At 65.8% G+C, this 17,085-nt stretch carries 14 protein-coding genes; 11 read left to right on the forward strand and 3 right to left on the reverse strand.

Features of this window, described 5'->3' with window-relative positions; all coding sequences use genetic code 11:
* Window positions 1-32: 32 nt before the first annotated feature.
* From RHOFW104R8_RS04555 to RHOFW104R8_RS04590, 10 genes are all read left to right on the forward strand, one after another.
* On the forward strand, window positions 33-1,454 hold the full coding sequence (locus RHOFW104R8_RS04555) for a M20/M25/M40 family metallo-hydrolase (protein WP_068090916.1): 1,422 nt from the start codon (window positions 33-35) through the stop codon (window positions 1,452-1,454).
* Between the two features lie 152 nt (window positions 1,455-1,606).
* Complete coding sequence (locus RHOFW104R8_RS04560; protein WP_068090914.1) at window positions 1,607-1,972, forward strand: DUF6516 family protein; 366 nt, start codon at window positions 1,607-1,609, stop codon at window positions 1,970-1,972.
* Window positions 1,969-2,319: a helix-turn-helix domain-containing protein gene (locus RHOFW104R8_RS04565; RefSeq protein WP_068090912.1), complete on the forward strand. Its 351-nt coding sequence runs from the start codon at window positions 1,969-1,971 to the stop codon at window positions 2,317-2,319. Before RHOFW104R8_RS04560 ends, RHOFW104R8_RS04565 begins: the two co-directional genes overlap by 4 nt.
* Before the next feature lie 337 nt (window positions 2,320-2,656).
* Window positions 2,657-2,899, forward strand: a complete 243-nt coding sequence (locus tag RHOFW104R8_RS04570) for a hypothetical protein (protein ID WP_068205426.1) — start codon at window positions 2,657-2,659, stop codon at window positions 2,897-2,899.
* A gap of 97 nt (window positions 2,900-2,996) precedes the next feature.
* Entirely contained in the window at window positions 2,997-3,623 is a 627-nt protein-coding gene (locus tag RHOFW104R8_RS17270; RefSeq protein ID WP_153021641.1) for a hypothetical protein, read from the forward strand.
* A 588-nt stretch (window positions 3,624-4,211) separates the two neighbouring features.
* Window positions 4,212-4,811, forward strand: coding sequence for a hypothetical protein (locus RHOFW104R8_RS17655; RefSeq protein WP_162493024.1), 600 nt, complete (start codon window positions 4,212-4,214; stop codon window positions 4,809-4,811).
* Window positions 4,812-4,900: 89 nt separating this feature from the next.
* Entirely contained in the window at window positions 4,901-6,502 is a 1,602-nt protein-coding gene (locus RHOFW104R8_RS04575; RefSeq protein ID WP_068090909.1) for a peptide chain release factor 3, read from the forward strand.
* Between the two features lie 51 nt (window positions 6,503-6,553).
* Window positions 6,554-7,453, forward strand: a complete 900-nt coding sequence (locus RHOFW104R8_RS04580; protein ID WP_068090907.1) for a CPBP family intramembrane glutamic endopeptidase — start codon at window positions 6,554-6,556, stop codon at window positions 7,451-7,453.
* Window positions 7,454-7,522: 69 nt separating this feature from the next.
* Window positions 7,523-11,161: a response regulator gene (locus RHOFW104R8_RS04585; RefSeq protein ID WP_068090905.1), complete on the forward strand. Its 3,639-nt coding sequence runs from the start codon at window positions 7,523-7,525 to the stop codon at window positions 11,159-11,161.
* A gap of 201 nt (window positions 11,162-11,362) precedes the next feature.
* On the forward strand, window positions 11,363-12,364 hold the full coding sequence (locus tag RHOFW104R8_RS04590; protein ID WP_201028696.1) for a diguanylate cyclase domain-containing protein: 1,002 nt from the start codon (window positions 11,363-11,365) through the stop codon (window positions 12,362-12,364).
* Between the two features lie 19 nt (window positions 12,365-12,383).
* On the opposite strand, the gene RHOFW104R8_RS04595 is transcribed toward RHOFW104R8_RS04590, so the two are convergent.
* The 3 genes from RHOFW104R8_RS04595 to RHOFW104R8_RS04605 are packed head-to-tail and all read right to left on the reverse strand — an operon-like array spanning window position 12,384 to window position 16,279.
* Window positions 12,384-12,857 (reverse strand): hotdog fold domain-containing protein, encoded by a 474-nt coding sequence (locus tag RHOFW104R8_RS04595; protein WP_068090902.1) that lies wholly within the window; start codon window positions 12,855-12,857, stop codon window positions 12,384-12,386.
* Window positions 12,858-12,913: 56 nt separating this feature from the next.
* A complete protein-coding gene (locus RHOFW104R8_RS04600) occupies window positions 12,914-15,364 on the reverse strand; it encodes an acyl-CoA dehydrogenase (RefSeq protein ID WP_068090900.1) in 2,451 nt (816 codons plus the stop codon).
* A 9-nt stretch (window positions 15,365-15,373) separates the two neighbouring features.
* On the reverse strand, window positions 15,374-16,279 hold the full coding sequence (locus RHOFW104R8_RS04605) for an alpha/beta fold hydrolase (RefSeq protein ID WP_068090898.1): 906 nt from the start codon (window positions 16,277-16,279) through the stop codon (window positions 15,374-15,376).
* A 139-nt stretch (window positions 16,280-16,418) separates the two neighbouring features.
* Here RHOFW104R8_RS04605 and RHOFW104R8_RS04610 point away from each other — a divergent pair, with 139 nt between their 5' ends.
* The gene (locus tag RHOFW104R8_RS04610) at window positions 16,419-16,997 is read left to right on the forward strand and encodes a TetR/AcrR family transcriptional regulator (protein WP_068090895.1); all 579 of its coding nucleotides are present in this window, start codon (window positions 16,419-16,421) and stop codon (window positions 16,995-16,997) included.
* Window positions 16,998-17,085 lie beyond the last annotated feature (88 nt).

Below are 17,085 nucleotides of genomic sequence, written 5' to 3' on the forward strand. Positions count from 1 at the left end.
CATCGCTCAGCATACGCACCGGAGAACTTCGAATGAGAGCACCACGAGTACTTGGGCCCGCCGCAGCGGCCACGCTGGTCTTCTGCGCCGGCATCGGCCTGGCCCACGCCGACGCCAGGACCGGCACCGCGGCCGACACCGGCGCCAAGGTACTGCCCGAAACCATGGCCATGCTGAAGCACGCCATCAGCATCCCCACGGTGGAGGGCCAGCACCAGGTGCCGGTGCTGGCCGCCTACCTGGCCGACAAGCTCAAGGCCGCCGGCTTCGCCGCCAGCGATGTCGAGATCATCCCGGTGGGCGAAACCGCCGCGCTGGTGACGCGCTATCGCGGCACCGGTGAAGGCAAGCCGATCCTGCTGTCCGGGCACATGGACGTGGTGGCGGCCAAGCGCAAGGACTGGACCCGCGACCCGTTCACCCTGGTCGAGGAGAACGGCTACCTCTACGGCCGCGGCACGGCCGACATGAAAACCGCGGTGGTGGTGCTGGTCGAGACGCTGATCCGACTCAAGCGCGAGGGCTTCAAGCCGCGCCACGACCTGATCCTGCTGCTGTCCGGCGACGAAGAGACCACGATGGCCTCGACCCGCGAACTGGCCAAGCGCTATCACGACGCCGAATTCCTGCTCAACGCCGATGCCGGCGGCGGCACCCTGAACCCCGCCACCGGTCAGCCCGCGCTGTACGAAATCCAGGCTGCCGAGAAGACCTACGCGGATTTCCAGATCAGCCTGAGCTCCGCCGGCGGGCACTCCAGCGAACCCAACGCGGACAACGCGATCTATCGGCTGGCGCGAGTCATCGACCGCGTCGCCGGCTACCAGTTTCCGCCGCAGAGCAACGAGATCACGCGCGCCTCGCTGCGTGCACTCGGCGCCCACACGCCCGGCCCGCTGGGCGCGGCGATGACCCGCTTCGCCGCCCATCCCGACGATGCCGCCGCGGCGGCCACCATCTCCGCCGATCCCGCCTACGTCGGCCAGATCCGCACCACCTGCGTGGCCACCATGCTCAACGGCGGCCACGCACTCAACGCCCTGCCGCAAAGCGCCAGCGTCAACGTGAATTGCCGCATCTTTCCGGGTACACCGGTCGACAGCGTGCGCGACACGCTGGTCAAGGTGATCAACGACCAGTCCGCCACCGTCACCGTGCTGCCGCCCCCGCCGGTGGCCAGCCCCGCCTCGCCACTGCGCCAGGATGTGATCGCTGCCGTCACCGCCGCGGTGCACGCCCGCTTCCCCGGCGTCGAAGTGGTGCCCGGCATGTCCGCCGGCGCCTCCGACAGCATGTACTTCCGCAACGCCGGCGTGCCCAGCTACGGCATCGATGCGGCGTTCACCAAACCCGACGATACCTTCGCCCATGGTCTCAACGAAAAGCTGCCGGCTTCGGAAGTCGAAGCGGGGCTGGAGTTCTGGCATCGGGTGTTGATGCAGCTGGCGAAGTGACGTAACTGGCAGAGCCGGCGTAATGCCGGCTCCCGATCTTGGGCAAATGTTGGAACGGCCGAACCTGACTCCATCCTCATCGTGCAGCATGCGACCAGCCGCCACAAACCTTGGCGGGATTCATTCAAGTTATCATCGGATGATATATAGTCATGTCAAAGGAAGACGTGGGACTGGAAACGCTGCTGTTGCTCAACGGCGAGATCTATGATCAGGACGACGGCTACTGGATCAAGATCGAGGCATGGCGTATCGAGGCGAACGAGCATGTGCCACACGGCATACGCTACGCGCTGACATTGCATGATCGCTACGGCACGCGGTTACTCGGTTTCGACAACGCGCATGCCGTCAAGCCACCGAAGCGCAAGCGTTATGCAGGTCGTCGTCTGGCCTACGACCATCGACATCGTCACGCCAGCGACAAGGGCGTGCCGTACGAATTCACCAGCCCGCAGCAATTGCTGGAGGATTTCTTCAACGAAGTCGATCGCGTACTTGAGGAAACGAAATCATGAAAAAGTTGGTCATCGGCATCGCATCCCAACAAGCCATCCGCGCCCGCGCACTGGCCATTGCGCGCGGCGATCATCAGCCACGCCCCAACGAGCCAAAGATCTGGTTCACCTCCATGCGCTCCCTGGCCGAAGTGCTGTCCGACGACAATCGCGCGTTGCTGCGTGTCATCAGGGAGCAGAAGCCCGAGTCACTGAGCCAGCTCGCGGAGTTCACCGGGCGCGCGCCCAGTAATCTTTCGCGGACGCTCAAGACGATGGAACGATACGGCCTGGTCGAGATGCGCCGCACGTTGCGTAACGTGCAGCCCATCGCCACGGCCAGCAAATTTGTGATTCAGGCGGCGTGAGGCCGACGATTTAAATGACAATTTCGGGACGGCCACAGGGGTATTCAAATTGTCCCTGACACCTTTTCGCCCGCTGACACCTTTTCGCCTGCGGTGCGGCGGTCGGATAACGGTGTTGATCCGACCGCCGCAGGCGCTTTGCTGTTCACGACCTCGTCGCTGCGGTCCGCCATCGGAAGCGACGAGACCCGAACAACCCATCGGGAATCTGCCACTCTCGCTCCCGAACAGCGCGTTCGACCGGACTGCGGGTATAGGATGTCGCGACAATCGAGCGCTGCGTGCCGCAGCCAGTCAACTTTGGCGTTAGGCCTCAAATTCATGACACGGAGATCTCATGAAAGTCAAAGACCTTATTGCCGCACTTGGCAAACTGGACCCAAATTCGGATGTCTACGGATACTGTGAAGATGAGTCGCTCCAAACGACCGAAAAGCTTTTCTCAGTATTCTTCATAGACGGCGCGAATGATCACATGGCTGTGACCGAGCGCAATGAAAAGGGCAATCCGACTGTTAAGTTCGACAGTGGCCCGGGCTCGAGAAAGCTTGCGTTCGTCAACATGACAGCTGACTTCTAGGCTGGTGAGCTCCGACAACTCCTTCGAGGTGGACGGCGCCGCCGCCACTCAACTCAAGCGTTAGGTTCAAGTCATCTGTATCAAGGGGAAACACGTAATGAAACGATTGATATGCGGGCTACTCGCAATTTTCATGTACTCGATTGCCTATGGAGCAGGTGTCACGGAGCCAACGACAATCCTGGGCTTCACGATAAAAGAAAACTTCAATCTCCCTGAGTGTCACTGGAAGGGTAACGGTGCACTTGCAACATACGATTACGACTTCCAGCAGCCAATTACGCCGTGTTGGAAGCACAACATTCTGAAGGCGCACCCGGGCGATCCATTGGATACCAAAGGAACGTTCAAGGTTGGAGCCATTCCGGCAAGCGGAAAAACTCCCGACGGCGTGCGTAGTGATTCGCTTGATCTAATCGTCGTTGACGGACACATTGAGGGAATAGTCGTGCCAACGAACGGCCTCGACAGCCAAGATAGCTTCTTAGTGCTTCTCACAAAAAAATACGGTAAGCCGGAATCAAGCCAGCATACACAGGTTGAAAACCGCTACGGCGCGAAGTTCACTAAGTACACCGTCGCATGGAAGAAGCCAGATGCGTTGATAACTTACGACAGCATGGTATCGAGCATAGATTGGGGTCTAATTTTGGTAGCGAGCCCGTCAGGACAAAAGTTCCTTAAAGACGAACAATCGAAAAGAGAAGACAGCTCTTCGTTCTAACATCGCGAAACCTAACTCGTCATTCGAGGCGGACGGTTACGTCGCCGTTTAATTCAAGCGTTAGGCCCCAGGGGCGGTTTATGGAAAACATCCCAAAGCACGACGAACTCCAAGCGCTGTCCGAAGCTGAGCTTATCGTTCGTTACAACGCGGCAACGTCAAATACTGTGGTTGGCACGGAGTTCTATCGCGAGGAGTTAGTCCGTCGGCAAATGGCAAAGGAAAGCGCTCGCATGCTTGCACTTACCCAGACGATGCGTACTCTCACATGGGCAATACTTGGGTTAACGGTAGTCAATGTAATTCTAGTTGCAGCCTCGCTCTTGCGTTCCTAGGTCACTTGTGGGCTAACAGTTCGCTCAAGGTGGACGGCTTCGCCGCCGCTTAATTCTAGCGTTAGGCTTTGTAAACGGGGGCAATATGGCTCTAATTAAGTGTTCAGAATGTGGCCGCGAGATTTCCGACAAAGCGGCAGCCTGCCCAGGTTGTGGGGCGCCCGCTCCGGCCATGACTGCGGGGCTACCAAGGGCCGCCCCATCTCCGAGCCACATTACATACGACGCACAGACCGACACTTTTGCTGGCACCATGGCGACAGTGGTCAAGCTCGCCATGCGAGCGATTCAGCAATTAGACTGGAAGTTGGACAGCGCTAACGAAAATCTTGGTTTGGTTACGTTCCAGACCGGAATGAGTTTCGGCTCGTGGAGCGGCATATCGGGATCCCTCAACATCGAGGAGATCGAGATTGGTCATTTCAAAGTCTCCGGCACGGGTAAGCAAAACCTTCGTGGTGGTCAACTGATCGCCTTAAATATTGCCGGTGAGGCACAGGGCAAGGCTCGCAAAGCAATAGAAGTAATGAAGCAACTTGTAAGTAGCGTCGCAGACAAGGAATCGCGACGCGCATCAGAAGAAGGCGTGAAGAAGGAGCGTCATTTGCACGCGCTTGCGCTATGTTCTGAGCTTAAACAAAAGCCGATAGATTTGCGATCATACATGTTATTGGCGGAACAGGCTGGCGGCTGTATTGAAGCAAGGGGACTATTTATTGAAAATTACGTTTATATAAAAAATGGAAAAATTACAAAACTAGGTAAGCTTGAGGAATTGAGGCCTTGGTTCGTTGAGAACATCGTTTCCTTGATAGAGAAGGACGCCCAAGGACGCTCTGGCCGCGCCGACTGATCACGAACGCGGAGGAGAAGTGGCTCGCGCGAGGCCCACCACCGATCCAAGCTACAATTACCGGTTCGCGCTCCAGCCGACCCGCCTCCATGCCCTCGCATCTCCAAGAAACCCGCCGCCGCCGCACCTTCGCCATCGTCAGCCACCCTGACGCGGGCAAGACCACGCTGACCGAGAAGCTGCTGCTGTTCGGCGGTGCGATCCAGATGGCCGGCTCGGTGAAGAGTCGCAAGACGTCGCGCAGCGCCACCTCGGACTGGATGGCGCTGGAGAAGGAGCGCGGGATTTCGGTGACCTCGTCGGTGATGCAGTTCCCGTACGAGGGCAAGATCGTCAACCTGCTCGACACGCCGGGACACGCGGACTTCTCCGAGGACACCTACCGCGTGCTGACCGCGGTGGATTCGGCGCTGATGGTGATCGACTGCGCCAAGGGCGTGGAGGAGCGCACGATCAAGCTGATGGAGGTTTGCCGGCTGCGCGACACGCCGATCATGACCTTCATCAACAAGCTCGACCGCGAGGGCCGCTCGCCGATCGAACTGCTGGACGAGGTGGAGTCGGTGCTGGGCATCGCCTGCGCGCCGGTGACCTGGCCGATCGGCATGGGCAAGCGGCTGAAGGGCGTGTACCACCTGGCGCTGGACGAGGTGCACATCTTCGAGCCGGGCAAGAACTTCACCCGGCAGGACTCGACCATCTTCAAGGGCCTCGATGCGCCCGGCCTGGCCGAGAAGATCGGCTTTGATGCGATGCGCGAGCTGCGCGAGGAGCTGGAACTGGTACAGGGCGCCGCGCCCTCCTTCGACCTCGACGAGTACCTGGCCGGCCGGCAGACGCCGGTGTTCTTCGGCTCGGCGGTGAACAACTTCGGCGTGCAGCTGCTGCTGGATTTCTTCGTCGAGCACGCGCCCAGCCCGCGCCCGCGTGCCACCACCACGCGCGAGATCCAGCCGGAGGAGGAGAAGCTCTCCGGCTTCGTGTTCAAGATCCAGGCGAACATGGACCCGGCGCACCGCGACCGCGTGGCGTTCATGCGCGTGTGCTCGGGCACCTACAGCGCCGGCATGAAGATGATCCAGACCCGCACCAACAAGGAAGTGCGCATCGCCAACGCGCTGACCTTCATGGCCAGCGACCGCGAGATCGTGGAGACGGCCTACCCGGGTGACGTGATCGGCCTGCACAACCACGGCACCATCACCATCGGCGACACCTTCACCGAGGGCGAGCTGGTCACCTTCACCGGCATCCCGAACTTCGCGCCGGAACTGTTCCGCCGCGCGCGGCTGCGCGATCCGCTGAAGATGAAGGCGCTGCACAAGGGCCTGGCGCAATTGAGCGAGGAAGGCGCCACCCAGTTCTTCCGCCCGCTGATGTCGAACGACCTGATCCTGGGCGCGGTCGGCGTGCTGCAGTTCGAGGTGGTCGCCTACCGGCTGAAGGACGAGTACAACGTCGACGCCAGCTTCGAGCCGGTGACGGTGACCACCGCGCGCTGGGTGCACTGCGACGACGCGAAGAAGCTGGAGGAATTCCGCGAGAAGAACGCGATGAACCTGGCGCTGGACGCGGCCGGCGAGCTGGTCTACATCGCGCCGACCCGGGTCAACCTGCAGCTGGCGCAGGAGCGCTGGCCGCAGGTGCGCTTCGCCGCCACCCGCGAGCACGCGGCGGCGGTGGAGCTGTAGCAGCACTGCCATACCGCTGCTAACGTGCGAACCTTTGCCGGCGGATCACGCATGCACGACCAGGCCATCGCCTTCACCACGCCTCCCGATGCGCCGCGCTGGCAGCGCTGGCTGCTGTTCTCGCCGCTGGCGCGGATCGTGATCTTCGTCGCGATGTTTCTGATCCTCAGCCTGGCGATGGGCTGGCTGCTGCATGCGCTGGGCTGGCTCGGCAAGGCCGCCCCGGCCACCCTCCACGGCCTGGCGCAGTTCCTGATGCGCGCGCTGCCGGCGCTGCTTGCCTACCTCCTGCTGGTACGGCTGGTGGAGCGCCGCCCGCTCGCCGAACTGGCGCCGCGCCGGCTGCTGCCGGACGGCGCCGCCGGCGCCGCCGCCGGCCTGCTGCTGTTCAGTGCGGTGGTCGGCGTGCTGTACCTGCTCGGCAGCTATCACGTCACCGGCACCAACCCGCATGCGCAGTGGCTGCCGGCCCTGCTGATGGCGGGGCTGGGCGCCGGCATCGGCGAGGAGCTCATCTGCCGCGGCGTGCTGTTCCGCATCGTCGAGGAAGCCCTGGGCAGCTGGTGGGCGCTGCTGGTCTCGGCGCTGTTCTTCGGCGCGGTGCACATCGGCAACCCCGGCGCCACGCTGTGGAGTTCGGCCGCCATCGCGATCGAGGCCGGCCTGCTGTTCGGCATGCTCTACCACGCGACCCGTTCGCTGCCGGCCTGCATGGGCCTGCACGCGGCGTGGAACTTCGCCCAGGGCACGATCTACGGCATCCCGGTTTCCGGTACCCGCGCCGACGGCTGGCTGGTCTCCACCCGCAGCGGCCCGGACTGGCTGAGCGGCGGCGCGTTCGGCGCCGAGGCGTCGGTGGTCGCGCTGGCCCTGTGTACCTTGTGCACGATCGGCCTGCTGGTCGTGGCGCGGCGGCGCGGTTCGATCGTGCCGCCGGCCTGGCGCCGCTGAACCGCGGCCGCCGCCGGCCTTCATCCCGGGCATACGACAGGCGAAGTGGCAAGCTGCGATGATATCCGCATGCCCATGACCCGAACGTCCAACACCTGGCTGGCCGACCGGCCGCTGCAGCACAAGGCCGTGCTGGCCATCGGCCTGCTGCTGGGCTTGTTCCTGCTGGCCGGCGCGATCACCCTGCACTCGCTGCACCAGCAGGAGGACGACCGCCGCTGGTCGATGCATACCTACCAGGTGCTGCTGCAGCTGGATCACGTCCTGCAGACGGTGCAGGCCAGCCAGGTCGGCGCCCGCGGCTACCTGCTGACCCAGGATGCCGCGCAACGCGGTGCGTTCGAGAACGCCAACCGGAGTCTGCTCGCCCATCTCACCCGGCTGCGCGAGCTGATGTCGGACAACCCGCTGCAGCTGTCCCGCATCGACAGGCTGGAGGCGATGGCGATGCTGTGGCAGAGCGAGTTCCGCAGCGAGGTGATTGACCCCCTCGCCGGCCTGGGTACGACCGAGCCGGCGCAGGCCGTGCTGCAGCGGCAGCACATCCAGTCCGACTACCTGAAGCACCGCAGCGTCAGCGTGAAGGAAATCAGCGACCTCATCGGACAGATGACGCTCGATGAGAACCGGCTGCTGGCCACCCGCAACCAGCGCCTGGACAGGACCCTCGCCATCACCCGCACGGTCAACATCGTGGCGACCCTGCTCGCCATCCTGTTCGGCCTGGCGGTGATCCGGCTGACCCTACGCCTGGTCACCCGTCCGCTGCGCGGCCTGACCGACCAGCTGACCCGGCTGGCGAACCACGACCACGACTTCGAGATCCACCGGCTCGAACGCCGCGACGAGATCGGCGAGATCGCCCGCGCACTGCAGGTATTCCGGCAAATGTCGGTGGATACCCAGGCGCAGACCTGGATCAAGGAGCAGGTGTCGGGCATCTCCCACCTGCTGCTGCAGGCCACCACGCACAAGGAGTTCGCGCGGTGGCTCACCAGTGCGCTGGTGCCGCTGTGCAAGGCCGGCGTGGGCCTGTTCTATTCCTACGACGACGCGCGCCACCGGCTCGACCTGCTCGGCAGCTACGGCCTGCGCCTGGGCAATCGTTCGGCTGACCAGTACATGCCGGGCGAGGGGCTGGTCGGGCAATGCGCGATCGAGCGCAAGGCGATCGTCCTGGACGACGTGCCGGCCAACTACCTGCACATCGACTCCGGCAGCGGCGAGGCACTGCCCGGCCATCTGGCGATCATGCCGGTGCTGTACCGAGACACCCTGATCGGCGTGCTGGAGCTGGCCGGCTTCACCCCGCTGAGCCCGCTGGTGCAGCAGATGCTGGACGAACTGCTGCCGCTCGTGGCGCTGAGCCTGGAGAACCTCAACCGCACGGCCAGCGTGCAGGACCTGCTGCAGCGCACGCAGGAGCAGGCCGACGAGCTGCGCGTGTCCGAGCTGGTGATGCGCCAGCAGAAGGAGGTGCTGCGCGACAACAACGACGCGCTGCAGGCGAAGACGGAAGAGCTGGAGGAACAATCCCAGCGGCTGATCGCCTCGGAGGAGGAGCTGCGCGTGCAGGCCGAGGAACTGCAGGCGTCCAACGAGGAGTTGCGCGAGAAGACCGAAAGCCTGAACCGGCAGAAATACGTGCTGGAGGACCTGCAGCAGGAAACCGCCGAGAAGGCCGCCGAGCTGGCGCGGGCCAGCCAGTACAAGTCCGAATTCCTCGCCAACATGTCGCACGAGCTGCGCACGCCGCTGAACAGCCTGCTGATCCTGTCGCGCAGCCTGGCCGACAACGACACCGGCAACCTCGACGAGGAGCAGGTCGAGTCGGCACGGATCATCCACGACGCCGGCAACAGCCTGCTGCACCTGATCAACGACATCCTCGACCTGTCCAAGGTCGAGGCCGGCAAGATGGAACTGGTGATCGACAACCTGGCGCTGGCCGGGCTGGGGCAACGGCTTCGGCGCACGTTCGCGCATGTGGCCGAGGAAAAGCGGCTGGGCTTCACGCTGGACATCGACCCCGGCCTGCCCCCGGTCCTGCGCACCGACGCCAGCAAGCTCGAGCAGATCGCCAACAACCTGCTCAGCAACGCGTTCAAGTTCACCGCCGATGGCACGGTGGGCCTGCGCATCGGCCGCCCCGGCAGCGACGCCGACATCCCCGAGGCACTCCGCGGCCAACCGCTGATCGCGATGACGGTGAGCGACACCGGCATCGGCATTCCGCAAGACAAGTTCCAGCGCGTCTTCAACGCGTTCGAGCAGGTGGATGCCGGCACCAGCCGCAATTTCGGCGGCACCGGGCTGGGCCTGGCGATCTCGCGGCGGATGGCGCAGCTGCTGGGCGGCGATATCGTGTTGCGCAGCGAAAGCGGCCGCGGCAGCCACTTCACCGTGCTGCTGCCGGAGACGCCGCCTCCGGCATCCGGCACCGCTGAAGACGCGCCACGCGCCGGCACGGCCCGGCTCAGCCGGGCCGCCTCGCCGTATCTGCCGCCGAAGCCGGCCGACGACGACCGCGACGCGCCGATGCCGGACCAGGCCACGATCCTGGTGATCGAGGACGACCCTGCCTTCGCGCGCATCCTGATCGACATGATCCACCGCAAGGGCTATCGCGCGCTGGCCGCCGGCGATGGCGAATCGGGCCTGCAACTGGCGCGCGAACATCGTCCCACCGGCATCCTGCTGGATGTTTCGCTGCCGGCGATGGACGGCTGGAGCGTGCTCGACCAGCTCAAGGCCGACGACGCCACGCGGGCCATCCCGGTGCACTTCATCTCGGTCATCGACGGCGGTACGCGCGGGCTGCAGCGCGGCGCGGTGGGCTTCCTGACCAAGCCGGTCAGCCGCGAATCGATCGGCCTGGCACTCGAGCGACTGCTGCATTTCGCCGCCGGGCAGCCACGGCACCTGCTGATCGTCGACGACGATGCCGACTCGCGCACCGCCGTGCGCACCCTGCTGCGCGACGACAGCGTGCAGATCGAGGAAGCGGGCTCGGCGGAGGACGCGATGGGGAAGGTCGCCCGTACGGATTACGACTGCATCGTGCTCGACCTGGGCCTGCCCGGCATGTCCGGGCTCGAACTGCTGGCGCAACTGGCGCAGACCAGCAAGGGCGTGCCGCCGGTGGTGGTGTACTCCGGTCGCGAACTGAGCCGCGAGGAGAGCCTGAAGCTGCGCCAGTACACCGACGCCATCGTGGTCAAGGGCGCGCGCTCCACCGAGCGGCTGCTCGATGAGGTCAGCCTGTTCCTGCACAGCGTCCGGCATGCGCCACCCCGGAGCGTCGCCGAACCGGCAGCGGGCGACGGGCTGGCGGGCCGTCGCGTGCTGCTGGTGGACGACGACATGCGCAACCTGTTTGCGCTGTCCAAGGTGCTGCGCGGCTGGGGGCTGCAGGTGAGCATGGCGCAGGACGGGCACAAGGCGCTGAAGATGCTGGCCGACGGCGAAGCGCCGGAACTGGTGCTGATGGACGTCATGATGCCGGGCCTGGACGGCTACGAGACCATCCGCGCGATCCGCGCCCAGCCGCATTTCGCCAGCCTGCCGATCATCGCGCTGACCGCCAAGGCGATGCGCGGGGATCGCGAGAAGTGCCTGGAGATGGGTGCCAGCGATTACCTTTCCAAGCCGATCGACACCGACCAGCTGGCGGCGCTGCTGCGCGCGTGGCTGCAGCGTCGGGCGTGATGCCCGCACCGGCCACGACCGCGTGAGTCCGGATTCCGCGCCGATGGCCGTCGGCTTCAGCGCCATCGACGCTGCCCCGCGGCTGTACCGGCGAGGCCACCGACCCGCCTCGCTCGAGCCTGACGGGGCGGTGCGGCCGTTCACGCCGGCCATGACCGCCAACGGTTAAGGTTGGCCGGGAGGAAATGCTCCACCACCGACATGAACGCGATACCACCGAAAATCCTGATCGTCGACGATACCGCCGCCAACCTCGTCGCCATGCGCCGGCTGCTCGCCCGCAGCGGCGCGCAGCTGTTCGAGGCGCGCAGCGGCAACGAGGCGCTGGCGCTGTGCCTGGACCACGAGTTCGCGCTGATCCTGCTCGACGTCAACATGCCCGACATGGACGGCTTCGAGGTCGCCAGCCTGCTGGGCGAGGCCGAGCACCTGCGCGACACCCCGATCATCTTCGTCACCGCCGCCTATGCCGACGACATGAACCGGCTCAAGGGCTACCGCTCCGGTGCCGTGGATTACATCGCCAAGCCGATCAACGACGTGATCCTGCAGTCGAAGGTGCGCGTGTTCCTGGAACTGTACGCGGCGCGCGCCAAGCTGCAGCACGCGCTGGACGAACTTGCCGAGCGCAACCAGCAACTGACCCAGGAAATCGCCGAGCGCGAGCTGATGGAGGCGATGGTGCGCCACCAGGCCCACCATGACGCCCTGACCGGCCTGCCGAACCGCATCCTGTTCCACGACCGCCTGCATGGCGCGATCCAGCGCGCGAACCGCCACCACAGCCAGTTCGCGCTGGCCTGCATCGACATCGACGGTTTCAAGCACGTCAACGACAGCCATGGCCACGCCGCCGGCGACGCCTTGCTGCAGGAGATCGCCGCACGGCTGTCGGCACACTTGCGCAGCAACGACACGGTGGCCCGGCTGGGCGGCGACGAGTTCGCGCTGGTGCTGGAGGACATCGGGGATCCGCAGCTGGCGCTGCAATTGTGCGGAAAGTTGTGCACGGCGCTGGGCGAACCTTATGCGCTGAGCGTCAACGGCCACCTGATCGAGGTGCGCATCAGCGCCAGCATCGGCATTGCGCCCTGCCCGCTGGAGGCTGCCCCCGACGCCGGCGAGCAGCTGCTGCATGCGGCCGACCGCGCCATGTACGCGGCCAAGCGCAGCGGCAAGAACCGCTGCGTGCTGGCGGACTGACGGCGCGCAGGCAGTGCGCTCAGCCGCGCTTGCGCGGCGACACCCACATCAGCACGCGCGCCCGGAAGACGGTCTCGCCCGCGTCGTCCACCACCTCCACCCTGACCGGCCACTCGTGGCCGCCGCCGGAGACGGGCGCGGCCAGTTCGGGCGTGGCGATGCCGCGCATCGTGCCCGTCGCCTTCTTCAGGTACTCGACGCTCATGCCCTTGGGAATCCAGCGCATGTCCGCCGGAATCGTCGCATCGGTCATCACGCCGGCACTGAGTTCGGCCAGGTTGCACAGCGCGATCGCATGCACGGTGCCGAGGTGGTTGTGCACGCGGCGCCGGTCGCGGATGCGCACCTCGCAACGCCCCGGCGCCAGCGCCACGAAGCGTGGCGCGATGGTGGCGAAGTACGGCGCCTTGAGGCAGACCAGGCGCGAGAAGATCCGGTGGCCCGCCGGCCAGCGGGTGATGCGGCGGTACAACGACAACACCGAGGCACTCATCGGTCGCCCTCCGGAAAAGAACCGGCCCGCAGGGCGGGCCGGTCGGTCAGCCCGATTTACGCGGCATCCGCCCGCGTCTTGAACGCGTGCAGTTCGTCGGTATCGAAATCGTCCACCGAGATGAACTCGAACACGCCGTCGCGCACGTGCCGGAGCAGGTCCGCCTCGGCTTCCGAAATCACCCCGGCCTGCTGCGCCTCGGCGAGCTGGCCCAGGTAGTCGTGCGAGGCGAACTGGCCGGCCTTCTGCGCCTTGCCGAACTTGCGGTCGACCGGCTCGGCGGCGATCACGTCGGGCAGCAGCGCCTTCATGCGGCCGATCGTGTTGTTCGGTGTGGGCGTGGTGTAGACCCAGTCGGTGAGGCGCTCGAGCGCCTCGTTCGGCGCGGTGAGCAGCGCGGCGACACGGCGGCCGAGGCGATCGGACGGCGGCACCTCGCGCCGCCCCAGCGGGAACACCAGCGCGCGCAGCAGCCACGCCACCGGACGCACCGGGAAGTTGCGGATCGCACCGTCCAGCGCGTTCTGGATCAGCCACATGCACTGATGGAAACCCCAGGCCAGGAACGGGCGGTCCGCCTCCGGCCGACCGGTGTCCTCGTAGCGCTTGAGCATGGCGCTGGCGATGTACAGGTAGCTCAGCACGTCGCCCAGGCGCGCCGACAATTTTTCCTTGAACTTCAGCTTGCCGCCGAGCACGCCCATGAACACGTCGGCGCACAGCGCCAGCGCGGCGGAGTAGCGGCCGAGCTTGCGGTAGTAGCGGCGGGTGTAGTTGTCGCCGGCGGCGTCGCCCAGGCGCGCGCCGGAAAGGCCCATCGCGAAGCTGCGCACCGCGTTGGAGATGCCGAAGCCGATGTGGCCGAACAGCAGCCGGTCGAACGTCTTCAGCTGTTCGCCGCGGTCGGCGATCGACAGCGCCTGCATTTCCTTCAGCACGTAAGGATGGCAGCGGATCGCGCCCTGGCCGAAGATCATCAGGCTGCGCGTCATGATGTTGGCGCCCTCCACCGTGATCGCGATCGGCACCGCCGACCAGCCGCGCCCGGCGTAGTTCTTCGGGCCCAGCTGAACCGCCTTGCCGCCATGCACGTCCATGGTGTCGCTGGCGATCTGCCGCGCCCATTCGGTGGCGTGGTACTTGGCGATCGCCGACGGTACTGCCGGTTTTTCGCCGCGATCGACCGCTGCAGCGGTGGCGCGCGACAGCGCGGCGGTGGCGTAGGTGAGGCCGCCGATGCGCGCCAGCGCCTCCTCGACGCCCTCGAAGCGGGCCACCGCCAGGCCGAACTGCTTGCGCATGCGCGCGTACGCGCCGGTGGCCAGCGCCGAGGCGCGCATGCCGCCGGTGGCGTTGGACGGCAGCGAGATCGCGCGGCCCACCGACAGGCATTCCACCAGCATGCGCCAGCCGTGGCCAGCCATGTGCGGGCCGCCGATCAGTACCGACAGCGGCGCGAACACGTCCTTGCCGCGCACCGGACCATTCTGGAACGGGATGTTCAGCGGGAAGTGGCGCCGGCCGATCTCGAGGCCGGGCGTGGAGCGCGGCAGCAAGGCCAGGGTGATGCCGAGGTCGTCCTTGTCGCCGAGCAGGTGTTCGGGGTCGTACATGCGGAAGGCCAGGCCGACCACGGTGGCCACCGGCGCCAGCGTGATGTAGCGCTTGTCGAAGGTGAGCTTGATGCCGAGCGTCTCGACGCCGTCGACCACTTGCCTGCAGACAATGCCTACGTCGGGGATCGAGGTGGCGTCGGAGCCGGCGTACGGGCCGGTCAGCGCGAAGCAGGGAATCTCCTCGCCCACCGCCAGGCGCGGCAGGTAGTGGTTCTTCTGCTCGTCGCTGCCGTAGTGCAGCAGCAGCTCGGCCGGCCCCAGCGAGTTCGGCACGGCCACGGTGGAAGACACCGTGGCCGACATCGTGGACAGTTTCTGCAGCACCGCCGAATGCGCCAGCGCGGAGAACTCGAGGCCGCCGTACCGCTTCGGGATGATCATGCCGAAGAAGCGGTGCTTCTTGATGAACTCCCACACCTCCGGCGGCAGGTCAGCCAGTTCGTGGGTGATCTGCCAGTCGTCGATCATCGCGCAGAGTTCTTCCACCGGACCGTCCATGAAGGCCTGCTCCTCCACGGAGAGCTCCGGCTTCGGCTGCTTCAGCAGTTCGTGCCAGTCCGGCTTGCCGGAGAACAGCTCGCCCTCGAAACCGACTGTGCCCGCCTCCAGCGCGGTCTGCTCGGTCTCCGACAGTTTCGGCGTGACCTTGGCGAACAGCTTCAGCAGCGGGAGGCTGATCTGCTGGCGACGGAAGTCCACCAGCAGCAGCGGCAACGCGATCGCCAGCTCGACGATCAGCAGGATCGCCGTGGTCCACGGCGCATGCGCGATCAGGCCGACCACAAGCGTGGCGACGATGGTGGCGATCGCCCAGGTGCGCAGGCTGCTGCGGTGATAGGCGCAGGCGCCGGAGGCAAGCACCGCCGCCAGCAGGGTCAGTATCACGGACATCTCAACACCTCATTGCGATTGAACGGCGCCGGCGACGCGCCGGCCGGCGGGTAAGGGGGCAAGACTCTGCGCGAAACGCACGACCTCGCGCGTGAAGGCATCGTTCGCGTCGCCCGCCACCATGTGGGTGGCGTGCGGCAGTTCCACATGCTGCGCATGCGGCACCAGTTGCAGGAATTCGTCGACGGTGGCGCGCGACACCACATCGCTGCGCGCGCCGGACAGCAGCAGCACGGGCACCTCGATCTTCGTTGCGGCGGCCTGCAGGCGCGGCTGGTAGCGCTCGCTCTCCTGCACCAGGTCGCCGGCGAGCAGGGCCGGGTCCCAGTGCCAGCGCAGCCGGCCATCGGCGCCTTCGCGCAGCAGCGGGCGCAGTTGCTGCTCGCTCTTGCGCTCGCGCCGCTGCGGCAGGTAGGCGGCGATCTGCTCGGCCGCCTCGGCGTAATCGGCAAAGCCGTCCGGATGCGCCTGCATGAAGGCGAGGATGCGTTCCACGCCGCGGGTCTCCCAGCGCGGCGTGATGTCCACCAGCACCAAGGCGCGAAACGGCGACGGGCGCACCTCGCCGGCCAGCACGAGGCCGAGCAGGCCGCCCATCGACGCGCCGACCAGGACCGGCGGCTGCGGCTGCGCCACGGCCAGCCGCCGCAGATCGTCGGCGAACTGGTCCATGTGGTAGTTGCCGCCGGGCACCCGGTCGCTTTCGCCGTGGCCGCGCGCGTCGAAGGTGACGCAGCGGCAGCCCGCCTGTGCCAGCGCCGCGGCCGTACCGTTCCAGGCGCCACGGGTCTGGCCGAAACCGTGCGCGAACAGCAGGGTCGGATGACCGTCCGGGCAGCGCGTCTCCACCGCCAGAGTCAGGTCGGCAGCGGGGAAGCGGCTGATCGCCGGGGACGCAGGGACATTGTTCACCATACGGAAGAGTATGGATTGCTCCGGCGAGCGGCGTCAACCATGCGCCGTGCGTTCCGGCGGCCGTCCGGGCAAAGCCGGAGCCCTCGGCCGGATCGACATTCCGCATTACAAATGCACGGGGTGCCGCTACCATACGCACATGAATGTCAGTAGCAAGCCAGAACGCACCCGGCTGTCGGCCGAGGATTGGGAACTTGCCGCCCTGCAGCTGATCGCCGAACAAGGCGTCGGCGCACTCGCGGTGGAAGCGCTGGCACGCCAGCTGGGCGTGACCAAGGGCAGCTTCTACTGGCACTTCCGTACCCGCGAAGCCCTGCTGCATGCCGCGCTGGAACGCTGGGAACAGTACGGCGAGCGCGAAGTGCTGGGCCAGATCGAGCAGATCACCGACCCGCGCCAGCGCCTGCCCGAGCTGTTCCGCCGCGTCGCACACGAGTTGCAGCCGCACCGCGTCTACGCCGCCCTGCTGAAGGCGCTGGACCACCCGCAGGTGGTGCCGGTGATGGCCCGCGTATCGCAGCGGCGCATGGAGTTCCTCACCACCGCCTATCGCGAAGCCGGCCTGCCCCCTGGCGAGGCGCTCAACCGCGCGCGGCTGACCTATGCCGCCTACGTCGGTTTCCTGCAGCTGAACTTCACGCTGGGCCTGCCGCGGATCAACCTGGAAGAGTTCGACGCCTACGTCGAACACATGATCGCGACCCTGATTCCGGCCTGAGCCAGCTCTGCGGAACACCCCGTACGGCGCCATCCGGCGCCGTTTCTGCTGCACGGAACCTTGCAATACCAGTGCGCGCAAACTACCG

Origin of the sequence: Rhodanobacter sp. FW104-R8, from assembly GCF_001617365.1 — a bacterium.
Classification (GTDB): domain Bacteria; phylum Pseudomonadota; class Gammaproteobacteria; order Xanthomonadales; family Rhodanobacteraceae; genus Rhodanobacter.

What these genes read in the sequence shown, in the direction of transcription:
- RHOFW104R8_RS04560 (WP_068090914.1), top strand. Translation starts at nt 1,607, where the DNA reads ATGTCAAAGGAAGACGTGGGACTGGAAACGCTGCTGTTGCTCAACGGC.
- RHOFW104R8_RS04600 (WP_068090900.1), bottom strand. Translation starts at nt 15,364, where the DNA reads ATGTCCGTGATACTGACCCTGCTGGCGGCGGTGCTTGCCTCCGGCGCC.
- RHOFW104R8_RS04580 (WP_068090907.1), top strand. Translation starts at nt 6,554, where the DNA reads ATGCACGACCAGGCCATCGCCTTCACCACGCCTCCCGATGCGCCGCGC.
- RHOFW104R8_RS04605 (WP_068090898.1), bottom strand. Translation starts at nt 16,279, where the DNA reads ATGGTGAACAATGTCCCTGCGTCCCCGGCGATCAGCCGCTTCCCCGCT.
- RHOFW104R8_RS17270 (WP_153021641.1), top strand. Translation starts at nt 2,997, where the DNA reads ATGAAACGATTGATATGCGGGCTACTCGCAATTTTCATGTACTCGATT.
- RHOFW104R8_RS04575 (WP_068090909.1), top strand. Translation starts at nt 4,901, where the DNA reads ATGCCCTCGCATCTCCAAGAAACCCGCCGCCGCCGCACCTTCGCCATC.
- RHOFW104R8_RS04585 (WP_068090905.1), top strand. Translation starts at nt 7,523, where the DNA reads ATGCCCATGACCCGAACGTCCAACACCTGGCTGGCCGACCGGCCGCTG.
- RHOFW104R8_RS04590 (WP_201028696.1), top strand. Translation starts at nt 11,363, where the DNA reads ATGAACGCGATACCACCGAAAATCCTGATCGTCGACGATACCGCCGCC.
- RHOFW104R8_RS04570 (WP_068205426.1), top strand. Translation starts at nt 2,657, where the DNA reads ATGAAAGTCAAAGACCTTATTGCCGCACTTGGCAAACTGGACCCAAAT.
- RHOFW104R8_RS04555 (WP_068090916.1), top strand. Translation starts at nt 33, where the DNA reads ATGAGAGCACCACGAGTACTTGGGCCCGCCGCAGCGGCCACGCTGGTC.
- RHOFW104R8_RS04565 (WP_068090912.1), top strand. Translation starts at nt 1,969, where the DNA reads ATGAAAAAGTTGGTCATCGGCATCGCATCCCAACAAGCCATCCGCGCC.
- RHOFW104R8_RS04610 (WP_068090895.1), top strand. Translation starts at nt 16,419, where the DNA reads ATGAATGTCAGTAGCAAGCCAGAACGCACCCGGCTGTCGGCCGAGGAT.
- RHOFW104R8_RS17655 (WP_162493024.1), top strand. Translation starts at nt 4,212, where the DNA reads ATGGCGACAGTGGTCAAGCTCGCCATGCGAGCGATTCAGCAATTAGAC.
- RHOFW104R8_RS04595 (WP_068090902.1), bottom strand. Translation starts at nt 12,857, where the DNA reads ATGAGTGCCTCGGTGTTGTCGTTGTACCGCCGCATCACCCGCTGGCCG.